Source organism: Pseudarthrobacter sp. BRE9 (genome assembly GCF_031844305.1).
In the GTDB taxonomy this organism is placed as follows: domain Bacteria; phylum Actinomycetota; class Actinomycetes; order Actinomycetales; family Micrococcaceae; genus Arthrobacter.
In genome coordinates this window covers 83,855-104,832 of record NZ_JAUZUY010000009.1, presented here as the reverse complement: position 1 = coordinate 104,832, position 20,978 = coordinate 83,855, and the positions used below count along the sequence as shown (strand labels likewise).

Here is a 20,978-nt window from a genome sequence, read left to right as displayed (position 1 = left end):
ATGGAGTGTTTTACGTGAAAATCGCACTTGATCCCACACCGTTCCACCACTCGCACAGCCTGCTGGGGTTCCCCAGGGTGGTGGCGGACCTAGGCTACAAGTACATGCAGATGACTCCGCACCCGGACTTCATCCCCTTCTTCAACCACCCCAAAGCGGACGATGAACTGGTGGGCCAGCTGAAGAAGGCCTGCCGCGACGCCGGAATCGAGATCGCCTCGGTCCTTCCGGTCCTCCGCTGGTCCGGCCCCGACGAGGATGCCCGCGAGGCAGCCGTCCGCTACTGGAAGCGCGCCATCCAGATCACCGTGGACCTGGGCGTCAGCACCATGAACACCGAGTTCAGCGGCCGGCCCGAAAAGGCAGAGGAATCCGAGCGGGCGTTTTACCGTTCCATGGAGGAACTGCTGCCGATCATCGAGCGCGAGGGCATCGACCTGCTGATCGACCCCCACCCCGACGACTTCGTGGAGGAAGGCCTGGCCGCCATCCGCGTGATCCGCGGCGTGAACTCGAAGAACGTGGGCATGGTCTATGTGGCCTCCCACAGCTTCCACATGAAGAACTCCCCGCTGGACATCATGCGGGCCGCGGGGGACAAGCTGCGCCTGGTCCACGTGTCCGACACCATGGACCACCACGCCTCACACGGGCTGCGCTACATCACCAACCCGCCGGGCAACCCGGTCCGCGTCCACCAGCACTTGAAGATCGGCGACGGCGACGTCAACTGGGACGAGTTCTTCGGCGGACTGAAGGAGATCGGCTTCCTGGACCGGGAGAATACTGTGATGGTCTCCAGCGTCTTTGCCGAAAACGAACATGCCGAGGAGGTCTCCCGCTACCAGCTGGAGACCATGAAGCAGTACGTCCAAAAGGTCACCGTATGAGTTCGCCTGTTTCCGGCGCGGCAACCGTCAAGCAGCCCGTCAACCACCAGCGGGCGCTGCGGACCGTCACCATCATTTCCACGTTCGGCGGGCTGCTGTTCGGCTACGACACCGGCGTGATCAACGGCGCCCTGCCCTACATGCAGGAGGACCTGGGCCTCACCCCGCTGACAGAGGGCCTGGTCACCTCGTCCCTGCTGTTCGGTGCCGCCTTTGGCGCGCTGTTCGGCGGACGCCTGGCGGACCGCAATGGCCGACGCAAAATGATCATGGTGCTGGCCGTCGTCTTCCTGCTGGGCACGCTGGGCTGCACGTTCTCGCCCAACACCGAAGTGATGATCGCAGCCCGGTTCATCCTGGGACTCGCCGTGGGCGGCGCATCCGTCACCGTTCCCGTGTACCTGGCCGAAGTATCGCCGAGCAACCGGCGCGGCCGGATCGTCACCCAGAACGAGCTCATGATCGTCACCGGTCAGTTGCTCGCCTTCATCTTCAACGCCTACCTGGGCAACTCCTTCGGCGAGTCCCATGGAATCTGGCGCTGGATGCTGGTCATCGCCACCCTGCCGGCCATTGCCCTGTGGATCGGGATGAACTTCATGCCCGAGAGCCCACGCTGGCTGGCCTCCATTGGCAGCTTCGGGGAGACTCTCAGCGTGCTGCAGCGGATCCGATCGCAGGAGGAAGCGCGCAGGGAGTTCGAAGAAGTCAAAGCCATGGCGGTGGAGGACTACAAATCCAAGATGGGCTCCTGGAAGGACCTGGGCATCCCGTGGCTGCGCCGAATCTTCTTCGTGGGCCTGGGCCTGGCAGTCATCCAGCAGATCACCGGCGTGAACTCGATCATGTACTACGGGACGCAGATCCTGTCGCAGTCCGGTTTTGGCCGCGAAGCGGCACTGACGGCCAACATCGCCAACGGCGTCATCTCGGTCCTGGCCACGTTCGTCGGGATCTGGCTGCTGGGCAGGGTGGGCCGGCGCAGGATGCTGATTACCGGCCAGCTGGGTACCACGACGGCGCTGCTGCTCATCGGCTTCTTCTCCCTGATCCTGCCGGAAGGCGCAGCCCGCGGTTTCGTCATCCTGGCCCTCACTGTGACGTTCCTGGCCTTTCAGCAGGGGGCCATCTCGCCGGTGACGTGGCTGATGCTCTCGGAAATCTTCCCGCTGAAGATCCGCGGCCTGGGCATGGGCGCGTCAGCGTTCCTGCTGTGGATCGTGAACTTCCTGATCGGGTTCGGATTCCCGCAGCTGTTGGCAGCTATCGGGATATCCAATACCTTCTTCGTGTTCGCCGTGCTGGGTGTGGGCGCCATCGCCTTTGCCGCCAGGTATGTGCCCGAGACCAAGGACAAGAGCCTGGAGGACCTGGAGCACTACTTCAAGAACGTCGCGGGCGGCAAGGCCGGAAGCGCCGCAGCCAAGGTTCCCTGACCGGACCAGCCGCTGCTGTCCTATGCGCGCACGTGCAGCCGCGGCAGGGCCTCCACCAGTGGCGCGAGTTCGGGGATCGCCATCGCCTCATCCAGCGCCCGCTCAAGCGTTGCATCGTGGACGGGCCGTGCATCCGCGAGCAGGGTGCTTCCGCTGGGGGTGAGCTCGGTGTAGATGCCGCGGCGGTCGTCGTCGCACAGAATCCTGGTCAGGAGGCCGCGGTCCTCCAGCCGGTTCACCAGCCGCGTGGTGGCGCTGGGGCTCAGCGCCGTGGCGCGCGCCAACTGCTGCATCCGCATGTGCCAGCCGTCCTGACGGCTGAGGGCCTCGAGCACCGTGTACTCCACCACGGAGAGCTTCGACTCTGCCTGGAGGGAGCGCTCCAGTTCGCTTTCGATCAGCCCGTGCAGGGCCGCCAGGGTGCGCCAGCCCTGGGCGCGGATTTCGACGGCGTCGTCCTTGATGCCCATGGTTGCTCCTTACGGATGGCCCCGGCGGGAGGGCCATTGATGGCAGTGGTCATAGATAGTTGCTTGCGCGGTATATTTGCATGTGCAACAATAAATACCGCGTCTGCAACTATCTTAGGCGCCTTCCCCTTCGCGGGACAACCACACGTACAGCTCAAAGGAGCATTCGCATGCCTGTTGGCTTGATAGCACTCGCCCTGGGCGGGTTTGGCATAGGACTCACCGAATTCGTCATCGCCGGCCTGCTGCCGCAGGTGGCAGCCGACTTTGGCGTGACTGAAGCGCAGGCCGGCTGGTTCATCTCGGGCTATGCGCTCTCCGTCGTGGTCGGCGCACTGGGGCTCACGGCCGCCGTGACACGTTTCCAACGCAAGCCGGTGCTGGCCGCCCTGCTGGTCCTGTTCATTGCCGGAAACCTGCTTTCCGCTACGGCGGACGGTTACTGGCCCATGATGCTCGGCCGGGTTGTTGCCGCCCTCTCGCACGGCGCCTTCTTTGGGATCGGAGCAGTGGTGGCGGCCGGGATGGTTCCGCCCAGCAAGAAGGCGGGCGCCATCGCGCTGATGTTCACCGGCCTGACCGCGGCCAACGTCCTGGGCGTCCCGTTCGGGACGTTGCTGGGTCAGGCCGCCGGCTGGCGTGCCACCTTCTGGGCCATTACGGTCATCGGCGTGGCCGCGCTCGCCGGCATTCTGGCACTCGTTCCCAAGCCGGCGGATGAGACGCAGGAAACGGCCAGCCTCCGCTCCGAACTCCGTGCCTTCCGCTCCGGCCAGGTGTGGCTTTCCATTGTGGTGACCATCCTGGGCTTCGGCGGCATGTTCGGTGCCTTCACCTACATCGCGTACACCCTGACCGAAGTCTCCGGTTTTGCCGCCTCCACCGTGCCGTGGCTCCTCATCGTCTTCGGCGCGGGCCTCTTCGCCGGCAACACCCTGGGCGGCAAGGCTGCAGACCGCAACGTTGACAGGACGCTCCTGGTAGTGCTGGCCGCGCTGACCGTTGTTCTGGTGGCGTTCGCCCTGACGGCCGCCAACCCTGTCCTGACAGTCGTATCCCTTGTCCTGATGGGCGGCTTCGGCTTTGCCACCGTGCCGGGCCTGCAGATGCGCGTCATGAAGTACGCCTCAGGGGCTCCCACCCTCGCCTCCGGCGCCAACATCGGTGCCTTCAACGTGGGCAACGCCCTGGGCGCCTGGCTGGGCGGGGTCACCATCACGGCAGGACTCGGCTACACCTCACCCATTTGGGCCGGCGCGGTGATTACCCTTGCAGGCCTGGCCGTCATGGCGTTCGCCGCCGCAGGCGCCAAGCGGAACGAGCAGCGCGGGCCAGGCCAGGCGGCAACAGCCATTGGGGAGCTCGCCAGCCGCTAGGCGGCCGGGTCGGAGGAGCGGCGCACCATCAGGGCGGGTTCGAGTTTCCGGGTTACGGCCGGTCCTGCCGTACCCGCGATCCTGTCCAGCATGGCCTGCGCCGCCACCCGGCCCAGTTGGCCTGCGTGCTGGTCGATGGAGGTCAGGCCAATCAGGGGCGAGGCGCCCACTTCGATGTTGTCGCAGCCAACGATTGCCATGTCGCCCGGGACAGACAGTCCGCGGGATGCCAGGGCCTCCATGATGCCGATGGCGGTGAGGTCGTTGTGCGCAAAGACTGCCGTGGGGAGGGTGGCGCCGGAGTCCAGGAACTGCTCCATCACGGACCGGCCGCCGCGTTCGGTCATGTCGCTGTGGACCAGCTGGGGCTTCAGGCCGAACTGCCTCATCGCGTGCAGGTAGCCTTCCCGCCGGGCCGTGTAGGGGAGCCAGTCGGAGATGTCCACGTGGGCGATCCGCCGGTGCCCCAGTCCGTACAGGTGCTCCACGGCAAGCGCTCCGGAACGGAAGTCGTCGGTCAGGACGGAATCCACGCCGTCCACCTCCATCTCCCGGGTGATGACGACGGCGGGTGTCCCGCGCAGTGCTCCGGCGAGTTCCGCCGAGGTGCCGGTGTAGCCGGCCAGCAGGACGCCGTCCACGCGCAGGTCCACGAAGGACCGGACGGCCTCCAGTTCCGTTCCCGGATCAGCGGAGCCGACGGCGACCATCACCTGGTTGCCGCTGCCCGCCAGTCCTTCGGTGATGCCGTCATAGATGTCCGCGAAAACGGAGTTGTGCAGGTCGAGGAAGAGGACCCCGATGGTGTTGGTCCGGTGGCTGGCCAGCCTGCTGGCCAGCCTGTTGGGGGAGTAGCCCAGGGCGGCGGCAGCTTCCAGAACGGCCGTCCGCTTGGCGGGGGACACCTTGGGCGAATCCCGCATCACCAGTGACACCAGGGCGCGGCTCACTCCCGCGTTCCGTGCCACGTCCTCCATGGTCACGGACCTCGGCGCAGGAGATGTCTGTTTCACAGGCTCCACTATGCCAGCCTGCCGCCACCTGCCGGCCTGAGGTTCCTTACGCGCCGAACGGCAGGCGGGGGTCGATGTCCTGGCCCTCCCAGGTCTGCCGCACCCAGCCGTGGTGCGGGTCGTCGCTGATCAGCCACTCCCGCACGGGGCCAGGGCCGGCCATCACATTCAGGTAGTACATGTCATAGCCGGGCGCGGCCATGGCGGGCCCGTGCCAGCCGTAGGGAACAAGGACAACGTCGCCCGTGCGCACTTCTGCCGAAACATCGATGGCCCGTTCGTCGGAGGCGTAGACGCGCTGGTAGCCGATGGCGTCGGCGCCGGAGGGCGCCCCCGATCCTGAAGCCGCCTGCGTCTCGAAGTAGTAGATCTCCTCGAGGGAGGTCTCGCCGTCTTTCTCCTCGTCATGCTTGTGCGGAGGATAGGAGGACCAGTTCCCGGCCGGGGTGAGGACCTCGCAGACGATGAACCGGTCGGCCTCGAGTGCTGCCGGCGTGCCGAAGTTGTGGACCTGGCGCGAGCAGTTGCCGGCGCCCCGCAACTCCACGGGGGTTTCGGCGGCGGACACCAGTCGGGTGGGGTAGGACGCATTCGCCGGTGCCGTGGCCACGGCCACCCGGCCGCCCTCGGCTGAGCTGATGCTTACGGCACGGCCGGTGCCGGAGTAGAGCACGTCCGTCGGTCCGGAGAAGACCGAGGGCCGGCCGGCCAGGGGGTACCCGGTGCCGTCAACGGTGACGGTGAAGGACCCGTTGAGGGGTACCACGATCCGTTCCTCGTCCGCGGCGGCGAGTTCGACGGCGGCGCCGGCAGCCACGGTGGCCACCTTCAGCCCGGTGTGTGCCCAGCCGTCCACGGTGAGGGAGGAGTCGGAGGTTCCGATCGAGACATCCCATTTGCCGTCGGCGGCAGTGCCCAGGGGGTAGACCCAGTTGGTCATGGAGTTGGCTCCTTGGATTATCGCTGTACGAGTGTCATTTCAAAGCTGTAGGAATCGGCCCGGTAGACGTGCTGTCCTGTTTCCACCCGCCGCCCGGTATCGTCCACGGCGGTGCGTTCCATGGTGACCAGGGCCGAACCGGGGGCCGTGTCCAGCATGGAGGCCTGGTAGTCGTTGGCGGTCATGGCACCAATGCGCTGCGTGGCCAGCCGGAAGTTCACCCCGCCGCGGCGGAGGATCGAGTACAGGCCCTCGGCGCCGAGCATGGCCTCATCCATGGCGGCGATGTCGTCGCGTACCCAGTTCTCCATGAGGGCCAGTGGTTTGCCGCCCACTTTCCGGAGCCGGGTGAAGTGGTAAACCTTGGAGCCTGCGGGAAGCTGCAGCGTGGCCAGGGTGGCATCGTCCGCTTCCAGGTGGGAGAAGCTCAGGACTTCAGTAGTGGGTTTCTTGCCGTTGTTGGTGAGGTCGTCGTAGAGGCTGGAGAGCTCCAGCGGACGGCGCACCTGGCTGGAGACCACCTGCGTCCCCACGCCCCGTTTACGGACCAGCAGGCCGGAGCGGACCAGTTCGTCCATTGCCTTGCGCATGGTGGGCCGGGACAGGTTCAGCTGGGCGGCGAGGTCGACTTCGTTGTCCAGCCGGCTGCCGGGCTCCAGCACGCCACTGTAGATGGCCGCCTCGATGCCCTGGACCACCTGGTGGTACAAGGGCACGGGGGAGGAGCGGTCGATGCTGAGTCCCAGGTTGTTCGCCACAGTGCGTTCCCTCGTCTTGGTTCTGCGCGTCTGTCCGGGCCGGACAGCGGCGCCTTCCGCCGGCGTATGTTCGCTTGTTAGGACATACTTTCTCCTCGATCGTATCAGGCGCTCTGCGGGGGTCAAGCGGGCCGCCGCGCGGGTCGAGGTCGATGCGGTGACAATTAATTTGTACTGACATTAGGACTTTCTATTGACGCGCCTCATTAGAGCGCTCTAAAGTCAGTGGCACGCATCACATTCCTGACCGGCCTTCCGGTCCCTGAGAGAATCTGAGAGGCAACAATGCTGTTGCAGAAACACACCGTGGGAGCCGCTGGCAGCAAACGCCGCGGTTATCTTGCCCGGCTCACCGTTATTTCCACCCTGGGCGGCCTGCTCTTCGGTTACGACACCGGCGTGATCTCCGGCGCCCTGCTGTACATGAACGACTCCCTGAACATGACCGCCGTCGAGGAAGCCACCGTGGTGAGCGCCCTGCTGTTCCCGGGTGCCGCCGTCGGAGCCCTCACCGGCGGCCGCATGGCTGACAAGCTGGGCCGCCGCGGCTCGCTGCTGGTCTGTGCCCTGCTGTTCCTCCTCGGCGCCATCGGCTGCGCCATCGCTCCCAACGTAACCTTCATGATTGCTGCCCGCATCGTGCTGGGGCTCGGCGTCGGCGCGGCTGCCGTGACCTGCCCGCTGTACCTGGCCGAAATGGCCCCGGCCCACCTTCGTGGCCGCATGGTGACTATCAACGAGCTCATGATCGTGACCGGCCAGATGCTCGCCTTCGCCATCAACGCCCTCCTGGATGCCCTGATCCACGACCACGAAGTCTGGCGGACCATGCTGGGCATCGCCTCGATCCCCGCCCTCGCACTGCTCGCCGGCATGCTGATGCTTCCCGAATCACCGCGCTGGTACGCCATCCGCGGCCGCCTCGAGGACAGCCGCCGCGTCCTGAACCTCAGCCGCAGCCCGGAGGAGGCAGCCGCCGAATTCGAGGAGATCGCCCAGGCAGCACGCACCGCGAAGGAAGAACGGGGCCACGCCCTCCGGGACCTGAAGAACAACCCCTGGATGCGCCGGCTGCTGTGGATCGGCGTTGGCCTGGCCACCGTCCAGCAGGCCACCGGCATTAACACCGTGAACTATTACGCCCCTACCATCCTGGAAAAGAGCGGGCTTGGCGTGAGTGCTTCGCTCGTGGCCACCATCGGCGTCGGCGTCACCTCCGTGCTGATGACCATCCTGGGTATCTGGCTGCTCGGCTTCGTTGGCCGCCGCCGCATGCTGGTGATCGGCTTCTCCGGAGTGGTGGGCTCCCAGGCCCTGCTGGCCATCGTCTTCCTCCTGCCGCAGTCCGACCTGGCCAGCTACACCATCCTGGCGGCCATGATGCTGTTCGTGGCCTTCGTCCAGTGCTTCATCGGCACCTGCGTCTGGCTCCTGCTCTCGGAAATGTTCCCGCTGGCCATCCGCGGTTTCGCGATGGGCATCGCGGTGTTCGCACTGTGGACCGTGAATGCCGCCATCTCGTTCCTCTTCCCCATAGTGGTCAACGCCCTGGGCTCCACCGGCACTTTCGGACTGTTCGTCCTGGTCAACGTCGCGTCCCTGGCCTTCGTCATCAGGTTCGTTCCGGAAACCAAGGGCCACTCGCTCGAGGACCTGGAAGCGCACTTCCGTGACGGCGCGGTACCGGCAAAGCTCCCGGTCCAGGCAAAGCTCCCGGCCTAAGCAGCCAGCCTTTCCCGGCAACCGCTCACCAACGCGGGGCCGGACCCAGCTCTTTTGCCGTCATTGGCGGGAAGGGCACGGTCCGGCCCCGCCTTTGCTTTGGGTGGCCTAGGCTGGCTCCATGATGTGGACCGCGAGGCAGCAGCCGTGAATTTCGCCGGAAGCCTTGGTCCCCGTCCGCGCACCCTCGAAGTCGAGGATCTGGCCAGCTTCGACCGCCTGGTGGCCGGCGGTGCGGTCAACCTGGACGGCTGGCACGCGCAGTCCCTGGACCTGCGCGGCCGGTCGGCGGCACTGAAGAGCGTCAGCGTCGAAGGCGCCATGTTCCTCGGCTGCCTATTCGACGACGGCATGGAAGGTGACCTGCGCAGCCGCGGCGCCCTGATTTTTCCAAGACTCGATGGCGTCCCCTTCGACCCCTACCGGGCTTCGCTGTATTCCCCGGCCGAGTTGTATGCCGGGCTGGCAGCGTCCCCGTACGAGGAACTCCCGGATGCCCGGATCTACCATTGGAGCATCCAGCCCGGGCAGCGGCACCGCGTGGACTCCACCCTGGCCTCTGCCCTGCACGACCATGCGATCGGGGACGCGCTGGAAGAACTGACGCGGTCAGCGGCCTGGACCCGCCGGCCCATGGTCGGCGTCATGGGCGGCCATGCAGCCCCGCGGGGGAGCGGGGAATTTGCCGAGGCCGCGCGGCTGGGCAGGCTGCTGGCCCTTGAGGGCTATTCGGTTGCCACCGGCGGCGGTCCCGGGGCCATGGAAGCGGCGAACCTGGGTGCCTACTTGAGCCGGGCGTCCGACGGCGACCTGCAGGCAGCGCTTGACACGCTCGCGGTTGTCCCAGGGTTCCGTCCGTCGGTGTCGGCCTGGGCGCGCATGGCGGCAGCCGTCGTCGAACGCCATCCGGACGGGACCCCGTCGCTGGGGATCCCCACCTGGTTCTACGGCCATGAGCCGCCCAACTACTTCGCCACGCACATCGCCAAGTACTTCGCCAACGCCGTCCGGGAGGCCATCCTGCTGGAACTGTGCCACGGCGGGATCGTCTTCCTGCCGGGAGCCGCCGGCACCGTGCAGGAGATCTTCCAGGACGCCTGCGAGAACTACTATGCCGCCCGCGAAAAGGTGGCTCCCATGGTCCTGGTGGGGCGGCGTCACTGGGAGCAGGAGTACCCGGCGTGGCCCATGCTGCGCAGCCTTGCCGCCGGGCGCCCGATGGCGGATTACATCTTCCTGGTGGACACGGTGGACCAGGCCGTGGAGGTCCTGCGGGGCTGACCGGTCCGTGCTGCCATCCCAGTCCCTGCAGTTATCCCACCGCAGCGCGGTTATCCCACGACAGTACCGAAGAGCAGGCCCAGCAGGTACGTGATGGCCGCCGCGCCCAGGCCGATGGCGAGCTGGCGCAGGCCGCGGGTCAACGGGGAGGTGCCGGACAGCAGCCCGACGGCGGCACCAGTAGCCAGCAGTGCAATCCCCACCAGGACCCCGGCCACGACCAGCGCGGCGACGCCGGTGAGGCCAAACAGGAACGGCAGGATGGGCACGATGGCGCCGGAGGCGAAGAAGCAGAAGCTGGACAGCGCCGCTCCCCAGGCCGTGCCGACTGCCTCGTGCTGGTCTTCCTCCTCCGGCAGGTCCGGCTGCAGGGACAGGCTGGGGTCGCAGTCGCAGGACAGCAGCCCCATGCGCTCGGCCACGCGGTGTTCCGCCGCTTCACGGGACATGCCGCGGGCCAGGTACACCAGGAGGAGTTCGTTGTGTTCAAGGTCCAGCTTGGGTGCGGCCGCCAGGGTGATCTGCGTGGGGCGGGTGGCGGCCAGCAGTTCGCGCTGGGAACGCACGGAGATGAATTCGCCGGCACCCATGGACATGGCACCGGCCAGGAGCCCGGCGATGCCGCTCAACAGCACCACGGTGCTGGCAACACCGGACGCCGCCATGCCCATCACCAGCGAGAGGTTGCTGACCAGGCCGTCGTTCGCGCCGAAGACCGCTGCGCGGAATGTGCCGGCCAGGCGGTTTCGGCCGCGGGTCGCCAGGCCCCGCACCACCTCCTCATGGATCTGCTCGTCCGCAGCCATGGCCGGTGTGGCGTTGGGGTCCTTGGCATAGGGGGAACGGCCCTCGGCACGCTGGGCCAGGGCCAGCACGAACACGGAGCCAAAGTGGCGGGCCAGGAACCCGAGGAACTGGCTTCGCGCGGACGCCTTCTTCGGTTTGCCCGCGTGCTCCCCGAGCAGTGCCAGCCAGTGCGCCTCGTGCCGGCCTTCGGCCTCCGCCAGGGCCAGCAGGATGGCCCGTTCTTCCCCCTCGCGGTTTTGGGCGAGGTCCCGGTAGACGGACGCTTCCGCGCGCTCGTCAGCCAGGTACTGCCGCCACCTCTTGATGTTCGACGGCGAGGGCTGGCTTTGCGGGGTGTGGGCAGCCTCCGGGGGCTTGGCATGCGAATTGGAATGGGCGTGCTGCGACACTGGTAACTCCTGGGCTGGAAAGGGCATTTTTTCGCGCCTTTGCCCTGCCAGCCTACTGCGGATTTCCGCGGTTTTTTGGCTGGCGAACCTCCCTGGGAAGTTTCGGTCTGCCGTAAAACTTCCGCCTTTGCCGCCGTCGTCCAACGCTCTTCCAAGCGGCGCGGGGTCTATTGACCCGTCCGGCCCGCGGTGCTGTGATGAAGGTGTGGCGCGGCCTGCGCCCTACCTGAAAGAGCACGTCAGGCGAACAACGGAGGTTGAATCATGAGCACCACCGGACAGCACCCGGACATGCCGCACCTGGACGCCGTCGAAGCGGACCCCGCCTACGATTACGCAGAGGATGCACCGGTAGACGATGCGGACTGGGACGCGGAGGACGCGTTGATTGACGAGGAAGAGCCGGTGGTGCAGCCGCCGCCGGTGATTGTCGACGCCGAGGACCGCGAGGTCCCGCTGGACGACGACGAGCCCCGCGACACAACAGAGTAGGACTTACGACGGCGGCGCTTCCTTTCGTAAAGAGCGAAAGGAGGCGCCGCCGTCGTGCCTAAAGCTTGCGCGTGTCTAAGGCTTGTTCAGGGTCAACGGCCGGCGAGGACGTCCTCGGGCGCTGCTTCCGGCTCCTGGCCGGCAACGCGGAGTTGCCAGGCGCGCATCACCGCGGGGTCCGTGGGGCGGGTGAGCAATGAAGCCGCGATGTAGACGACGGCGGAGGTGATCAGGCCGTAGTAGATCGGCTCGTTGGCGTAGATTCCGTCCAGCGGTGCCTTGGCGTTCACTTCAAGAATGATCATGGTTCCCAAGGTGACAACGGAACCAACGGCCATGGATGCCGCGGCGGCCAGGCCCGTACCGCGCTTCCACACCAGGCCGCCGAGGATGGCCACCAGGAGGCCGCCCACCAGGATGTCGTAGGCGATGGTCAGGGCCGCGACCACGTCCTTGGTGATGATGGCGATCACGATGGCCACGATGCCCAGTGCCAGGACCCAGATGCGGTTGGCCTTGACGTCATGCTCCGGGTTCTCGGTGTCGCCGGTGTTGATGTCCTTGCCGAACCAGCCGGCGACGAACGGCAGGACGTCGGCGCGGGCAACGGTGGCCGCGGCGATGAGGGCACCGGAGGCGGTGGACATCATGGCGGCGACGGCGGCGGCAAGGACCAGCCCGCCGATGCCGACAGGGAGCAGGTTCTGGGCCACCTCGGCGTACACGTCGTCCTTGGCGGCGATCTTGACGTTGGACAGCGCCACGTTGGCAGCCATGCCGATCAGTGCGCCGGCCACGCCGTAGAGGATGCAGTAGATGCCGGCAGTGGCGCCGCCCCAGCGGGCCACCTTGGGCGTCTTGGCGGTGAAGACGCGCTGCCAGATGTCCTGGCCGATCAGCAGGCCCAGGGTGTAGACCACGAAATAGGTGATGATGGTCTGGACGCCGATGCCGTCCATCTGGAAGAAGCTGGCATCCACGCGGCTGCGGATGCCGTCCAGGCCGCCGGCGGCGTTCAGGGTGAAGGGCAGCATGAGGAAGAAGATGCCCACCGTCTTGATGACGAACTGGACCTGGTCCGCGAGGGTGATGGACCACATGCCGCCGATGGTGGAGTACACCAGGACGATGGCGCCGCCGATGGCGATGGCCAGTGCCCGGTCAAGTCCGAACAGCACGACGAAGATGGTGGCGTAGGCGCCCGTTGAGGTGGCGCAGAGCATCAGCGTGTAGGCGAGCATGACGATGCCGGAGGCTTCGGTTGCCTTGCTCCCGTAGCGGAGGGTGAGCATCTGGGACACCGTGTAGATCTTCAGCTTTTGGATGGTCCCGGCAAAGAGCAGGCTCAGGAGCAGTACGCCCGAGCCAATGGCCACCACCAGCCACATGCCCGAGATGCCGAACTTGTAGCCAAGCCCCACGCCGCCCACGGTGGAAGCCCCGCCCAGGACGACAGCTGCCATGGTGCCGGTGTAAAGGAACGGTCCCAGGCGGCGGCCGGCAACGAGGAAGTCGCTGTTGTTCCTGGTGCGGGACTTGCCCCACCAGCCGAAGGCCAGCATTGCAAGCAGATACACCACCACGATGGCGATGTTGATGGTATTTGCATCCATAGTTGGCTCCTTGGAGCTGTTGGGCGCCGGGGGCGAACGGGCCGGCGCGCCGCGGACGAACGGAGAGAGATCCTTTTATTGCCTAATAGGCAACAGGAGTTTCCACAGATTAGAGTGTGACGGCGGCAACAGTCAAGGATGGGAACGCGGCCGCCATGCGGGTGTGGCAGGGGCGCGTCACAAATGCGCCGCCGATTAGGATGGCTCGAGAGTGGAGCCGGACTGCCGGCCATGAAAGGTTCGTAGATGAAGGCACTGCCAGTTGAGCCCAGCAATGTCCCTGTTGCCATTGGCTCCAGGATCCGGGCCGCCCGGCAGTCGCAGCGGCTCACTATTGAGCAGGTTGCCGATGCCACCGGCCTGACCAAGGGCTTCCTCAGCCGGGTGGAGCGGGACCTGACGTCGCCGTCGGTCGCTTCCCTGGTGACGCTCTGCCAGGTGCTGTCCATTTCCATCGGGGACCTTTTCGCGGCGCCGGAAACCCATCTGACCAAGCGGAACGATGGCCCGCGGATTTCGCTCGGCGGCCAGGGCATCGTGGAGCGGCTCCTGACCGCACGCTCGGAACGCCGGGTCCAGATCATCCAGGCCGTGATCGAGCCGCATGGCCGGGGCGAGTCCGAGCTCTATGCGGTGGACTGCGATGTGGACGTGCTGCACGTGATCAAGGGCTCCATCAAGCTGATCCTCACGAACGAGGAGTACGACCTCGGTACCGGCGACACCGTGACCTTCCCGGGCCGCGAACCCCATACCTGGGTCAACCCCACGGACAAGCCGGTTGAGGTGCTCTGGGTCCTGGTGCCCGCCGCCAGCCGGTAGCCGTGCGTTCCTCCCCAGTTACTTTCCGCGGCCTGAGGTGGGCACCTCCTGCGCCGGGGGAGGTTGTCCGCGATGCGCATCCAAGGACAGAGGTAACTGGGCTGGAGCGCACGTTTACCGGCCCGAGTCCCCCTTCCGGCAGGCCAAAACAGTCCTGATCTCGGCTAGCACCTGGCCGGGATTGAACCAGATGTGCTCCGGCATGTAACGCAGGACGGCGTACCCTTTGACCGTCGAGGAGTTGTTGCGGGCGCGGTCGCGAAGCATGTCCCCGCGTTTGGAGTGGAACGCGAAGCCGTCGATCTCAACAATAAGGAAGCCGCCCAGCAGGAAATCCACACGTCCAATGCCCGGCAGAAACGCTTGCGCCTCGTAGGAGATTCCGTTCGTGCGGAACAGGTGCTGAGCATCGACCTCAACTATCGACTCGGCGCGCAGGTCGAGTTCCCGCAGCATCCGGCGCGCCGTGCCCGAGCGGTCCGCGCGCAGTTGCTCAGCCAAAAGTTCCCGCGAGACGCCGTGCAGGCGGATTGCCGACGTTGCCAAGGCCGTGGAGGCGGGCGGAGTAAGGCATCCCAACGCATGCAGGGCAACATCTTCGACCGCTGCTACCGGCAGAAAGGGATGCTCCCGAAACTTGATCGTGCGGTGCCGGACGAAACCTGTTCCGTGGCCATGGTTGCAGGCCAAGTGAAGCCGCGTTGGTGGTTTGCGCAGCCAAAGCCCATAGTGGGCGGCAGCGCTGGCGCAGCTCAGTCGCCCGTTGTTCAGGATCGCGGCCTTGAGTCCCTCATCGCAGTCCGGCAGGGCGAAAACGCCGCGTCTGGGCTGGACGATGCCAGCATCTTTGAGCCGCAGCAGGTCCCGCCGGGAGAATCCGGCGTCGAGAAGTTGGGCTGAACGGGCAATCCCTCCGGCCTGCGCCAAATAGTCAAGAATGTCCACATGGTTATTGGAGGACGCCGGAGATGACTGCGGAACCCGGCCCAGCCTCTATGTGGGCAACTCGCAACTGCTGGTGCGCGTTCCTGCCCAGTTACTTTCGGCGCATCCGGTCCAGCGCGGGCAGCTGGGCTGTACTTCCGGGAGCTGGGAAAGGTTCTGCCCGGTCCTCGCGGCAGTAACTGGGCAGGAAGGTCCGGGCGGGTGCAATTTGAGTAAACACTTGATGCTCAATAGAAAACCAGGGTGTATGATTGCAGTCACACCAGTCCCCTCAACTCCTCGAAGGAGAGGCCTCCATTGGAAGAGCTGCGCATCGAAGCCAACGGCAACCTTGGCCCCATTGATTCATCCCGAATTCCCCGTTACGCCGGAGCTGCCACCTACGCCCGCCTTCCCCGCCTGGACCAGGTGGCCAAGGCTGACGTGACTGTGGTGGGCGTGCCCTTCGATTCCGGCGTCTCCTACCGTCCCGGGGCGCGCTTCGGTGCGAACCATGTCCGCGAAGCCAGCCGGCTGCTGCGCCCCTACAACCCTGCCTGGGATGTCAGCCCGTTCGAGAACATCCAGGTAGCCGACGCCGGGGACATGGCCGTCAATCCGTTCCACATCAACGAGGCCATCGAAACCATCCAGCAGAACGCCCTGGACCTTACGGCCACCGGGAGCAAACTGCTGACTCTGGGCGGGGACCACACCATCGCGCTGCCCCTGCTGCGGGCCGCGGCCGAGCGCGCCGGCGGACCCCTCGCCATGCTCCACTTCGATGCGCACCTGGACACCTGGGACACCTACTTCGGCGCCGAGTACACCCACGGCACCCCGTTTCGCCGCGCAGTCGAGGAAGGCATCCTCGACACCGAAGCCATCAGCCACATCGGCACCCGCGGCCCGCTCTACGGCAAGAAGGATCTCGACGACGACCACCGCTTTGGGTTCGGCATCGTCACCTCCGCGGACGTCTACTACCAGGGCGTCCTGGAAACCGTGGCCAAAGTCCGCGACCGGATCGGCAACCGGCCGCTCTACATCTCCGTGGACATCGACGTCCTGGACCCGGCCCACGCTCCCGGCACCGGCACCCCCGAAGCCGGCGGCATCACCAGCCGAGAACTGCTCGAGATCATCCGCGGCTTCCGCGGCATGAACCTGGTGGGCGCCGACGTCGTCGAGGTTGCTCCCGCCTACGACCACGCCGAAATCACCGGCGTCGCGGCAAGCCACGTCGCCTACGAACTGGTGACCCTCATGGCTGACAACGCAGTACCCGGCGACCGCTTCGGAACCGAAACCGGCTACCAGGCCCAGGCCCTGGGCCAGGAAGCCCGCCGCCCCGCCGGTTTCGCAGCCGCCGGCAAGGAGTAGGGCCATGACCGAAATGGCCGCACCTGTCCCTGAACAGGGGAGGGGTGCCCGCAATGGCGGGGACCTCGTCGTCGAGACCCTCGAAGCGCTGGGTGCGAAGACCGTGTTCGGCATCCCGGGCCAGCATGCCCTGGGCCTGTTCGACGCGATGGGACGGGGCAACCTGCACTTCGTCTCCTCACGGATCGAGAACAACAGCGCCTTTGCCGCCGACGGGTACTCCCGGGCCACCGGGGAAGTGGGCGTGCTGTTCTTGTCCACCGGCCCCGGCGCGCTGACGTCCCTGGCCGGCCTGCAGGAGGCTTACGCCACGGGTGTGCCCATGGTGGTGGTGGCCAGCCAGATTCCACTGGAGGGGCTGGGTGCCCGGCGCAAGGGCATGCTGCACCAGCTTGATGACCAGAAGGCGTCCGCGGCGAACGTGACCAAGAGCCAGCGCCTGATCCAGCATGCCTCGGGCATTCCGTCCGCCATCCAGGACGCCTGGACCGAGGCGATCTCCTCACCGCAGGGCCCGGTCTGGCTGGAGATCCCGCAAAACGTGCTGCTGGATCCCATCATGGTGCCTCCGGTGGAGGACGCCCTGGCGGAGGCGGCGGACAACCCGCCGCGGATCGAACTGGTGCGGGAGGCCGTGAAGTGGCTGGAAGCAGCCACGCGCCCGGCCATCATCGCCGGCGGCGGAACCCGCCGAGGCCAGGCGGAGAAGTCACTGCTGTCGATCGCGGAAAAACTCCGCGCCCCGGTGATCTGCACCCCTGGCGGCAATGGCGCGTTCCCCTGGAACCACGAGTTGTCGCTGCAGGCCTGGATCGAGGACCGCTACATGACCGACGTCCTGGAGGACGCCGACGTCCTGGTGGTGATCGGCTCCTCGCTCGGTGAGGTGACCTCCAACTACTTCACCTTCGAACCACGCGGCCGGATCATCCAGATCGACGCGGAGCCCCGGGTCCTGGAGTCCAACCGGCCCGGCCTGGGCATCCGCGCCGACGCAGGCCAGGCGCTCGCGGCCCTCGATGAGGCACTGCAGCCCGGCAGGACCGCGTCGCCGGATTGGCATGGTGCCACGCCGGAGGTGCTGGTGAAGGAATCGCTCGCCAAGGTCCGCGCACGCCTGGAATCCCAGGACCTGGCCAAGGAGCTGAAGTTCATGGCCGACATTCGCGAGGCGGTCCCGGCGGACATGCAAACGTTCTGGGACATGACCATCGCCGCCTACTGGGGCTGGTCCTGCTGGGACGCGCGGCAGGGGCAGTTCCATTCTGCCCAGGGTGCCGGCGGCCTGGGCTTTGCGTTTCCCGGTGCCATCGGGGCGGCCGTGGGCCTGGAAACAACGGGAAGGCCGGGACGGGTACTCGCAGTCTCCGGCGACGGCTCCTCGATGTATTCCATCGCCGAACTGGCCACCGCGAAACAGCACAACGTGCCGGTCACCTGGCTGATCGTGGACGACGGCGGCTACGGCATCCTGCGCGAATACATGGTGGGTGCATTCGGCAAAGCGACCGCCACCGAGCTCGCCCGCCCGGACTTCGTCAAGCTTGCGGAATCCTTCGGCGTCCCCGCCACCCGGGTTGCCCCGGAGGACGTGGGGGACGCGCTCAAGGCGGGCTTCGCCGCGGACGGGCCCAACGTCGTCGTGGTTGAAACGCTCCTGAAGATGTTCAGCCCCACCCATTTGGACCACTGAGCAGCACCTGCTGCCGGCACCGCTCCCTCTCTTCCCGGTTGGCCCGTGGAAGTGGGGGAGCACTTGCATTTAAGGGCTTCCCAGAACAACTTCGTTTCCCTAAGCAACCTTTTTCTGATACAGTTGCTTGCAGCAACTAATTCTTTAGGGAGGATCATGTCTGTCGCACCGGCCACTGCAGCCGATCTCGTCAGCACCATCTATGACCTCCAGCGCGCACTGCGCTGCGTCACCATGGTCAACATCAAGGGCCAGGACACCGGCATCGCCCTCCAGGGCGTGCTCAAGTTCATCGGGGAAGGGGAGACCCGCGCCGCCCACCTGGCTGAACGGCTGGGCGTCAGCCCGCCCGTGCTCAGCCGGCACGTGGCCGAGCTCGCTGATGCGGGCCTGGTGCTCCGCACCCCGGATCCGGATGACGGCCGGGCCCAGCTGCTGGCCCTGTCCCCGCGCGGCAAGGAAAAGCTTGCAGAGCTGGTGCGGCACCGGGCGGAAACGCTGCAGGCCTACCTCGCCGACTGGAACGAGGACGACGCCGTTGCAACGGCCGCGATGCTGAGCAAGCTCACCACATCCCTGAAGAATTCCATCCGGGCAAGGGCGGCCGGAACCACTACCGAACAGAAAACGCAGGAGTCAATTAATGGCTAACGTCACCGCCGCCGCGGACCAGGAGCAGCAGCGCCAGCGCGAACGCACCGTTAAGCAGGAATCGCGGCAATCCAAGCGCCACGAACCCGGCGCACCCATGAACCACCGGCAGATCATGGAGGCCCTCACAGGTCTCCTCGCCGCCTTCTTCACTGCCATCCTCAGCAGCACCATCGTGGCCAACGCGCTGCCCACCATCATGTCCGAGCTCAAGGGCACCCAGACGGACTTCGCGTGGGTCATCACGGCCGCGCTGCTGGCCAACGCCGCCACCACCCCCATCTGGGGCAAGCTCGCCGACCTCTTCGACAAGAAGGTCCTGGTCCAGCTGAGCATTGTGATCTTCGTCGGCGGCTCGGTGATGGCAGGTTTCTCCGAAAACATCCCGTTCCTGCTCACCGCCCGGGTCATCCAGGGCGTCGCCATGGGCGGCCTTACCGCCCTGGCACAGGCGATTATCGGTTCCATCATCCCGCCCCGTGAGCGTGGCAAGTACTCCGGCTACATGGGCGCCGTCATGGCTGTGGGCACTGCCGGCGGTCCGCTGCTCGGCGGCTTCATCGTGGACAGCTCGCTCGGCTGGCGCTGGACGTTCTTCGTCTGCGTGCCGCTCGCCGTCGTCGCCCTGATCCTGCTCCAGGTCACGCTCAAGGTTCCGCACGTCAAGCGGCCGGCCAGGATCGACTGGCTCGGTGCCATCCTGCTCACCTCCGGCGTCAGCCTGCTCCTGATCTGGGTTTCCTTCGCCGGCAAGGCCGACTACTACGACTGGTGGTCCTGGCAGTCGGCGGTGATGGTGGGCGGCGGCGTCCTGCTGCTGGCACTGCTGGTGCTGGTGGAATCCAAGGTGTCGCAGCCGATCATCCCCCTGAAGATCATCTCCGAGCGCACCACGGCCCTGGCCATCGTGGCTTCCGTGGCCGTCGGCGTGGCAATGTTCGGTTCCTCCACCTTCCTGGGCCAGTACTACCAGGTGGCCCGCGGCGCCACGCCCACCGAGGCCGGCCTGCTGACCCTGCCCATGATCGCCGGCAACCTGGTCGGTTCCGTCGTGTCCGGCCAGCTCATCAGCCGCTACGGCAAATGGAAGCGCTTCCTGATCGGCGGCACCATCCTGCTGATCGGCGGCCTGGCGCTCGCCGGAACCATGGACCACACCACCGAACTCTGGCTGACGGGCCTCTACACCGGCATCTTCGGCATCGGGCTGGGCATGCTGATGCAGAACCTGGTCCTCGCCGTCCAGAACACCGTCCAGGCCAAGGACATCGGCTCAGCCAGCGCCTCGGTTGCGTTCTTCCGCTCGGTGGGCGGCGCGATCGGCGTGTCCGTCCTGGGCGCCGTCATGGCCAACCACGTCAAGGACCTGGCCACCGACGGGCTGGCGAAGCTGGGCATCCAGGCCGGCGGAAACAGCGGTGCCACGCTGGACCTCAAGGACCTCCCCGCACCGGTTGCGGACATCATGCGTGCCGCCTACGGCGATGCCACGGCCGGCATCTTCATGATCTCCGCCGTCGTGAGCGTGGTTGCCCTCATCGCGGTGATCTTCATCAACGAAGTGCCGCTGCGCAAGACCGTGGACATCACCCCCGACGCCACACTGCAGGCCAACGCCGCCGGTGAAGCGGGGATGACGGCCATGACAGGCCAGCTGCCCCTGGTCTCTCCTGCCCGGGACGGGAATGCCTCCGCCGGGAATGGAATGACCGCCAGGAGCGCTGCGGGTGCAGGGTCCGCCGCAGCGCCGGCAAAGATGTACGACGGCGGTGCTGCCGCTGCCGCGGCCGCGTCCGGCCGGGTGGCCACGGAGGACTTCGAGGAAGCGTTCGCCCGCAGCTTCCGTTCCGAGGGGCTGGACCTGCGGTCAGTTGACACGGCATCCGTTGAGAGTGTGGACAAGGCTGCCGACGCGGTGGCCAGCGCCGCTGCCACCCTGCAGAAACTGCAGGACACCCAGCACCTGCTGGCCCGCCAGCAGGCGGAGCTGGGCGGCCTGGTGCTGGACATCCAGGAGCAGCTGCGCTCCCAGCAGGAGGTGGCGGCCAAACAGGCAGCCACGGCCGCGGACCTCAGCAGGCTGCAGCGCAAGCTCCTGAAGGAACGCAAGATCCAGGCGGCGGCCGCGCTGTACCTTGCAGGCCATGGCAGGCACAGCGCCGCAACCCCGCCGTCCGCACCCTCCTCAGCCGCGGCACCGTCCGCCGGTGCCGGTTCGGAGCCGGGCCAGGGAGGGTAAGCCGCCAAGCGGGCCATCCCCGCCGGACCGGCCAGACCCTGTACGGACAACATCGAAGCCGCAGCCCGCACCCGGGAAA

The 20,978-nt window shown here is 66.4% G+C and carries 18 protein-coding genes; 11 read left to right on the top strand and 7 right to left on the bottom strand.

What is annotated here, in order from left to right:
• The first annotated feature begins 14 nt into the window (after positions 1-14).
• Positions 15-890, top strand: a complete 876-nt coding sequence (locus Q9R31_RS15980) for a sugar phosphate isomerase/epimerase family protein (protein ID WP_311263695.1) — start codon at positions 15-17, stop codon at positions 888-890.
• Positions 887-2,326: a sugar porter family MFS transporter gene (locus Q9R31_RS15975; RefSeq protein ID WP_311263694.1), complete on the top strand. Its 1,440-nt coding sequence runs from the start codon at positions 887-889 to the stop codon at positions 2,324-2,326. Before Q9R31_RS15980 ends, Q9R31_RS15975 begins: the two co-directional genes overlap by 4 nt.
• Positions 2,327-2,346: 20 nt before the next feature.
• On the opposite strand, the gene Q9R31_RS15970 is transcribed toward Q9R31_RS15975, so the two are convergent.
• A complete protein-coding gene (locus Q9R31_RS15970; RefSeq protein ID WP_311263693.1) occupies positions 2,347-2,796 on the bottom strand; it encodes a MarR family transcriptional regulator in 450 nt (149 codons plus the stop codon).
• A gap of 170 nt (positions 2,797-2,966) precedes the next feature.
• Between Q9R31_RS15970 and Q9R31_RS15965 the strand changes: the two genes are divergently transcribed.
• Complete coding sequence (locus Q9R31_RS15965) at positions 2,967-4,172, top strand: MFS transporter (RefSeq protein ID WP_311263692.1); 1,206 nt, start codon at positions 2,967-2,969, stop codon at positions 4,170-4,172.
• On the opposite strand, the gene Q9R31_RS15960 is transcribed toward Q9R31_RS15965, so the two are convergent.
• The 3 genes from Q9R31_RS15960 to Q9R31_RS15950 are packed head-to-tail and all read right to left on the bottom strand — an operon-like array spanning position 4,169 to position 6,883.
• Complete coding sequence (locus Q9R31_RS15960) at positions 4,169-5,185, bottom strand: LacI family DNA-binding transcriptional regulator (protein ID WP_311263691.1); 1,017 nt, start codon at positions 5,183-5,185, stop codon at positions 4,169-4,171. The two genes, Q9R31_RS15965 and Q9R31_RS15960, sit on opposite strands and share 4 nt — an antisense overlap.
• 46 nt (positions 5,186-5,231) lie before the next feature.
• Entirely contained in the window at positions 5,232-6,125 is an 894-nt protein-coding gene (gene iolB / locus Q9R31_RS15955; protein ID WP_311263690.1) for a 5-deoxy-glucuronate isomerase, read from the bottom strand.
• A 17-nt stretch (positions 6,126-6,142) separates the two neighbouring features.
• The gene (locus tag Q9R31_RS15950; protein ID WP_311263689.1) at positions 6,143-6,883 is read right to left on the bottom strand and encodes a GntR family transcriptional regulator; all 741 of its coding nucleotides are present in this window, start codon (positions 6,881-6,883) and stop codon (positions 6,143-6,145) included.
• 285 nt (positions 6,884-7,168) lie between these two features.
• Here Q9R31_RS15950 and Q9R31_RS15945 point away from each other — a divergent pair, with 285 nt between their 5' ends.
• Both Q9R31_RS15945 and Q9R31_RS15940 read left to right on the top strand, forming a co-directional pair.
• Positions 7,169-8,605: a sugar porter family MFS transporter gene (locus Q9R31_RS15945; protein WP_311263688.1), complete on the top strand. Its 1,437-nt coding sequence runs from the start codon at positions 7,169-7,171 to the stop codon at positions 8,603-8,605.
• A 147-nt stretch (positions 8,606-8,752) separates the two neighbouring features.
• A complete protein-coding gene (locus Q9R31_RS15940) occupies positions 8,753-9,886 on the top strand; it encodes a Rossmann fold nucleotide-binding protein (protein WP_311263687.1) in 1,134 nt (377 codons plus the stop codon).
• Between the two features lie 50 nt (positions 9,887-9,936).
• Here the strand turns inward: Q9R31_RS15940 and Q9R31_RS15935 are convergent, their stop codons facing one another.
• Complete coding sequence (locus Q9R31_RS15935; RefSeq protein WP_311263686.1) at positions 9,937-11,082, bottom strand: VIT1/CCC1 transporter family protein; 1,146 nt, start codon at positions 11,080-11,082, stop codon at positions 9,937-9,939.
• Positions 11,083-11,346: 264 nt separating this feature from the next.
• Between Q9R31_RS15935 and Q9R31_RS15930 the strand changes: the two genes are divergently transcribed.
• A complete protein-coding gene (locus tag Q9R31_RS15930) occupies positions 11,347-11,574 on the top strand; it encodes a hypothetical protein (protein WP_311263685.1) in 228 nt (75 codons plus the stop codon).
• Between the two features lie 92 nt (positions 11,575-11,666).
• Here Q9R31_RS15930 and Q9R31_RS15925 read toward each other — a convergent pair whose 3' ends face one another.
• A complete protein-coding gene (locus Q9R31_RS15925; protein ID WP_311263684.1) occupies positions 11,667-13,187 on the bottom strand; it encodes a sodium:solute symporter in 1,521 nt (506 codons plus the stop codon).
• Between the two features lie 246 nt (positions 13,188-13,433).
• Here Q9R31_RS15925 and Q9R31_RS15920 point away from each other — a divergent pair, with 246 nt between their 5' ends.
• Complete coding sequence (locus tag Q9R31_RS15920) at positions 13,434-14,009, top strand: cupin domain-containing protein (RefSeq protein WP_311263683.1); 576 nt, start codon at positions 13,434-13,436, stop codon at positions 14,007-14,009.
• 114 nt (positions 14,010-14,123) lie between these two features.
• Here Q9R31_RS15920 and Q9R31_RS15915 read toward each other — a convergent pair whose 3' ends face one another.
• Positions 14,124-14,954: a type IV toxin-antitoxin system AbiEi family antitoxin domain-containing protein gene (locus Q9R31_RS15915; protein ID WP_311263682.1), complete on the bottom strand. Its 831-nt coding sequence runs from the start codon at positions 14,952-14,954 to the stop codon at positions 14,124-14,126.
• Between the two features lie 297 nt (positions 14,955-15,251).
• Here Q9R31_RS15915 and speB point away from each other — a divergent pair, with 297 nt between their 5' ends.
• The 4 genes from speB to Q9R31_RS15895 all read left to right on the top strand — a co-directional run bounded on the left by speB (position 15,252) and on the right by Q9R31_RS15895 (position 20,899).
• Entirely contained in the window at positions 15,252-16,316 is a 1,065-nt protein-coding gene (speB, locus tag Q9R31_RS15910) for an agmatinase (RefSeq protein WP_311263681.1), read from the top strand.
• A 4-nt stretch (positions 16,317-16,320) separates the two neighbouring features.
• The gene (locus Q9R31_RS15905) at positions 16,321-18,009 is read left to right on the top strand and encodes a thiamine pyrophosphate-binding protein (protein WP_311263680.1); all 1,689 of its coding nucleotides are present in this window, start codon (positions 16,321-16,323) and stop codon (positions 18,007-18,009) included.
• A gap of 156 nt (positions 18,010-18,165) precedes the next feature.
• Entirely contained in the window at positions 18,166-18,660 is a 495-nt protein-coding gene (locus tag Q9R31_RS15900) for a MarR family transcriptional regulator (RefSeq protein ID WP_311263679.1), read from the top strand.
• Positions 18,653-20,899 (top strand): MDR family MFS transporter, encoded by a 2,247-nt coding sequence (locus Q9R31_RS15895; RefSeq protein WP_311263678.1) that lies wholly within the window; start codon positions 18,653-18,655, stop codon positions 20,897-20,899. Before Q9R31_RS15900 ends, Q9R31_RS15895 begins: the two co-directional genes overlap by 8 nt.
• Positions 20,900-20,978 lie beyond the last annotated feature (79 nt).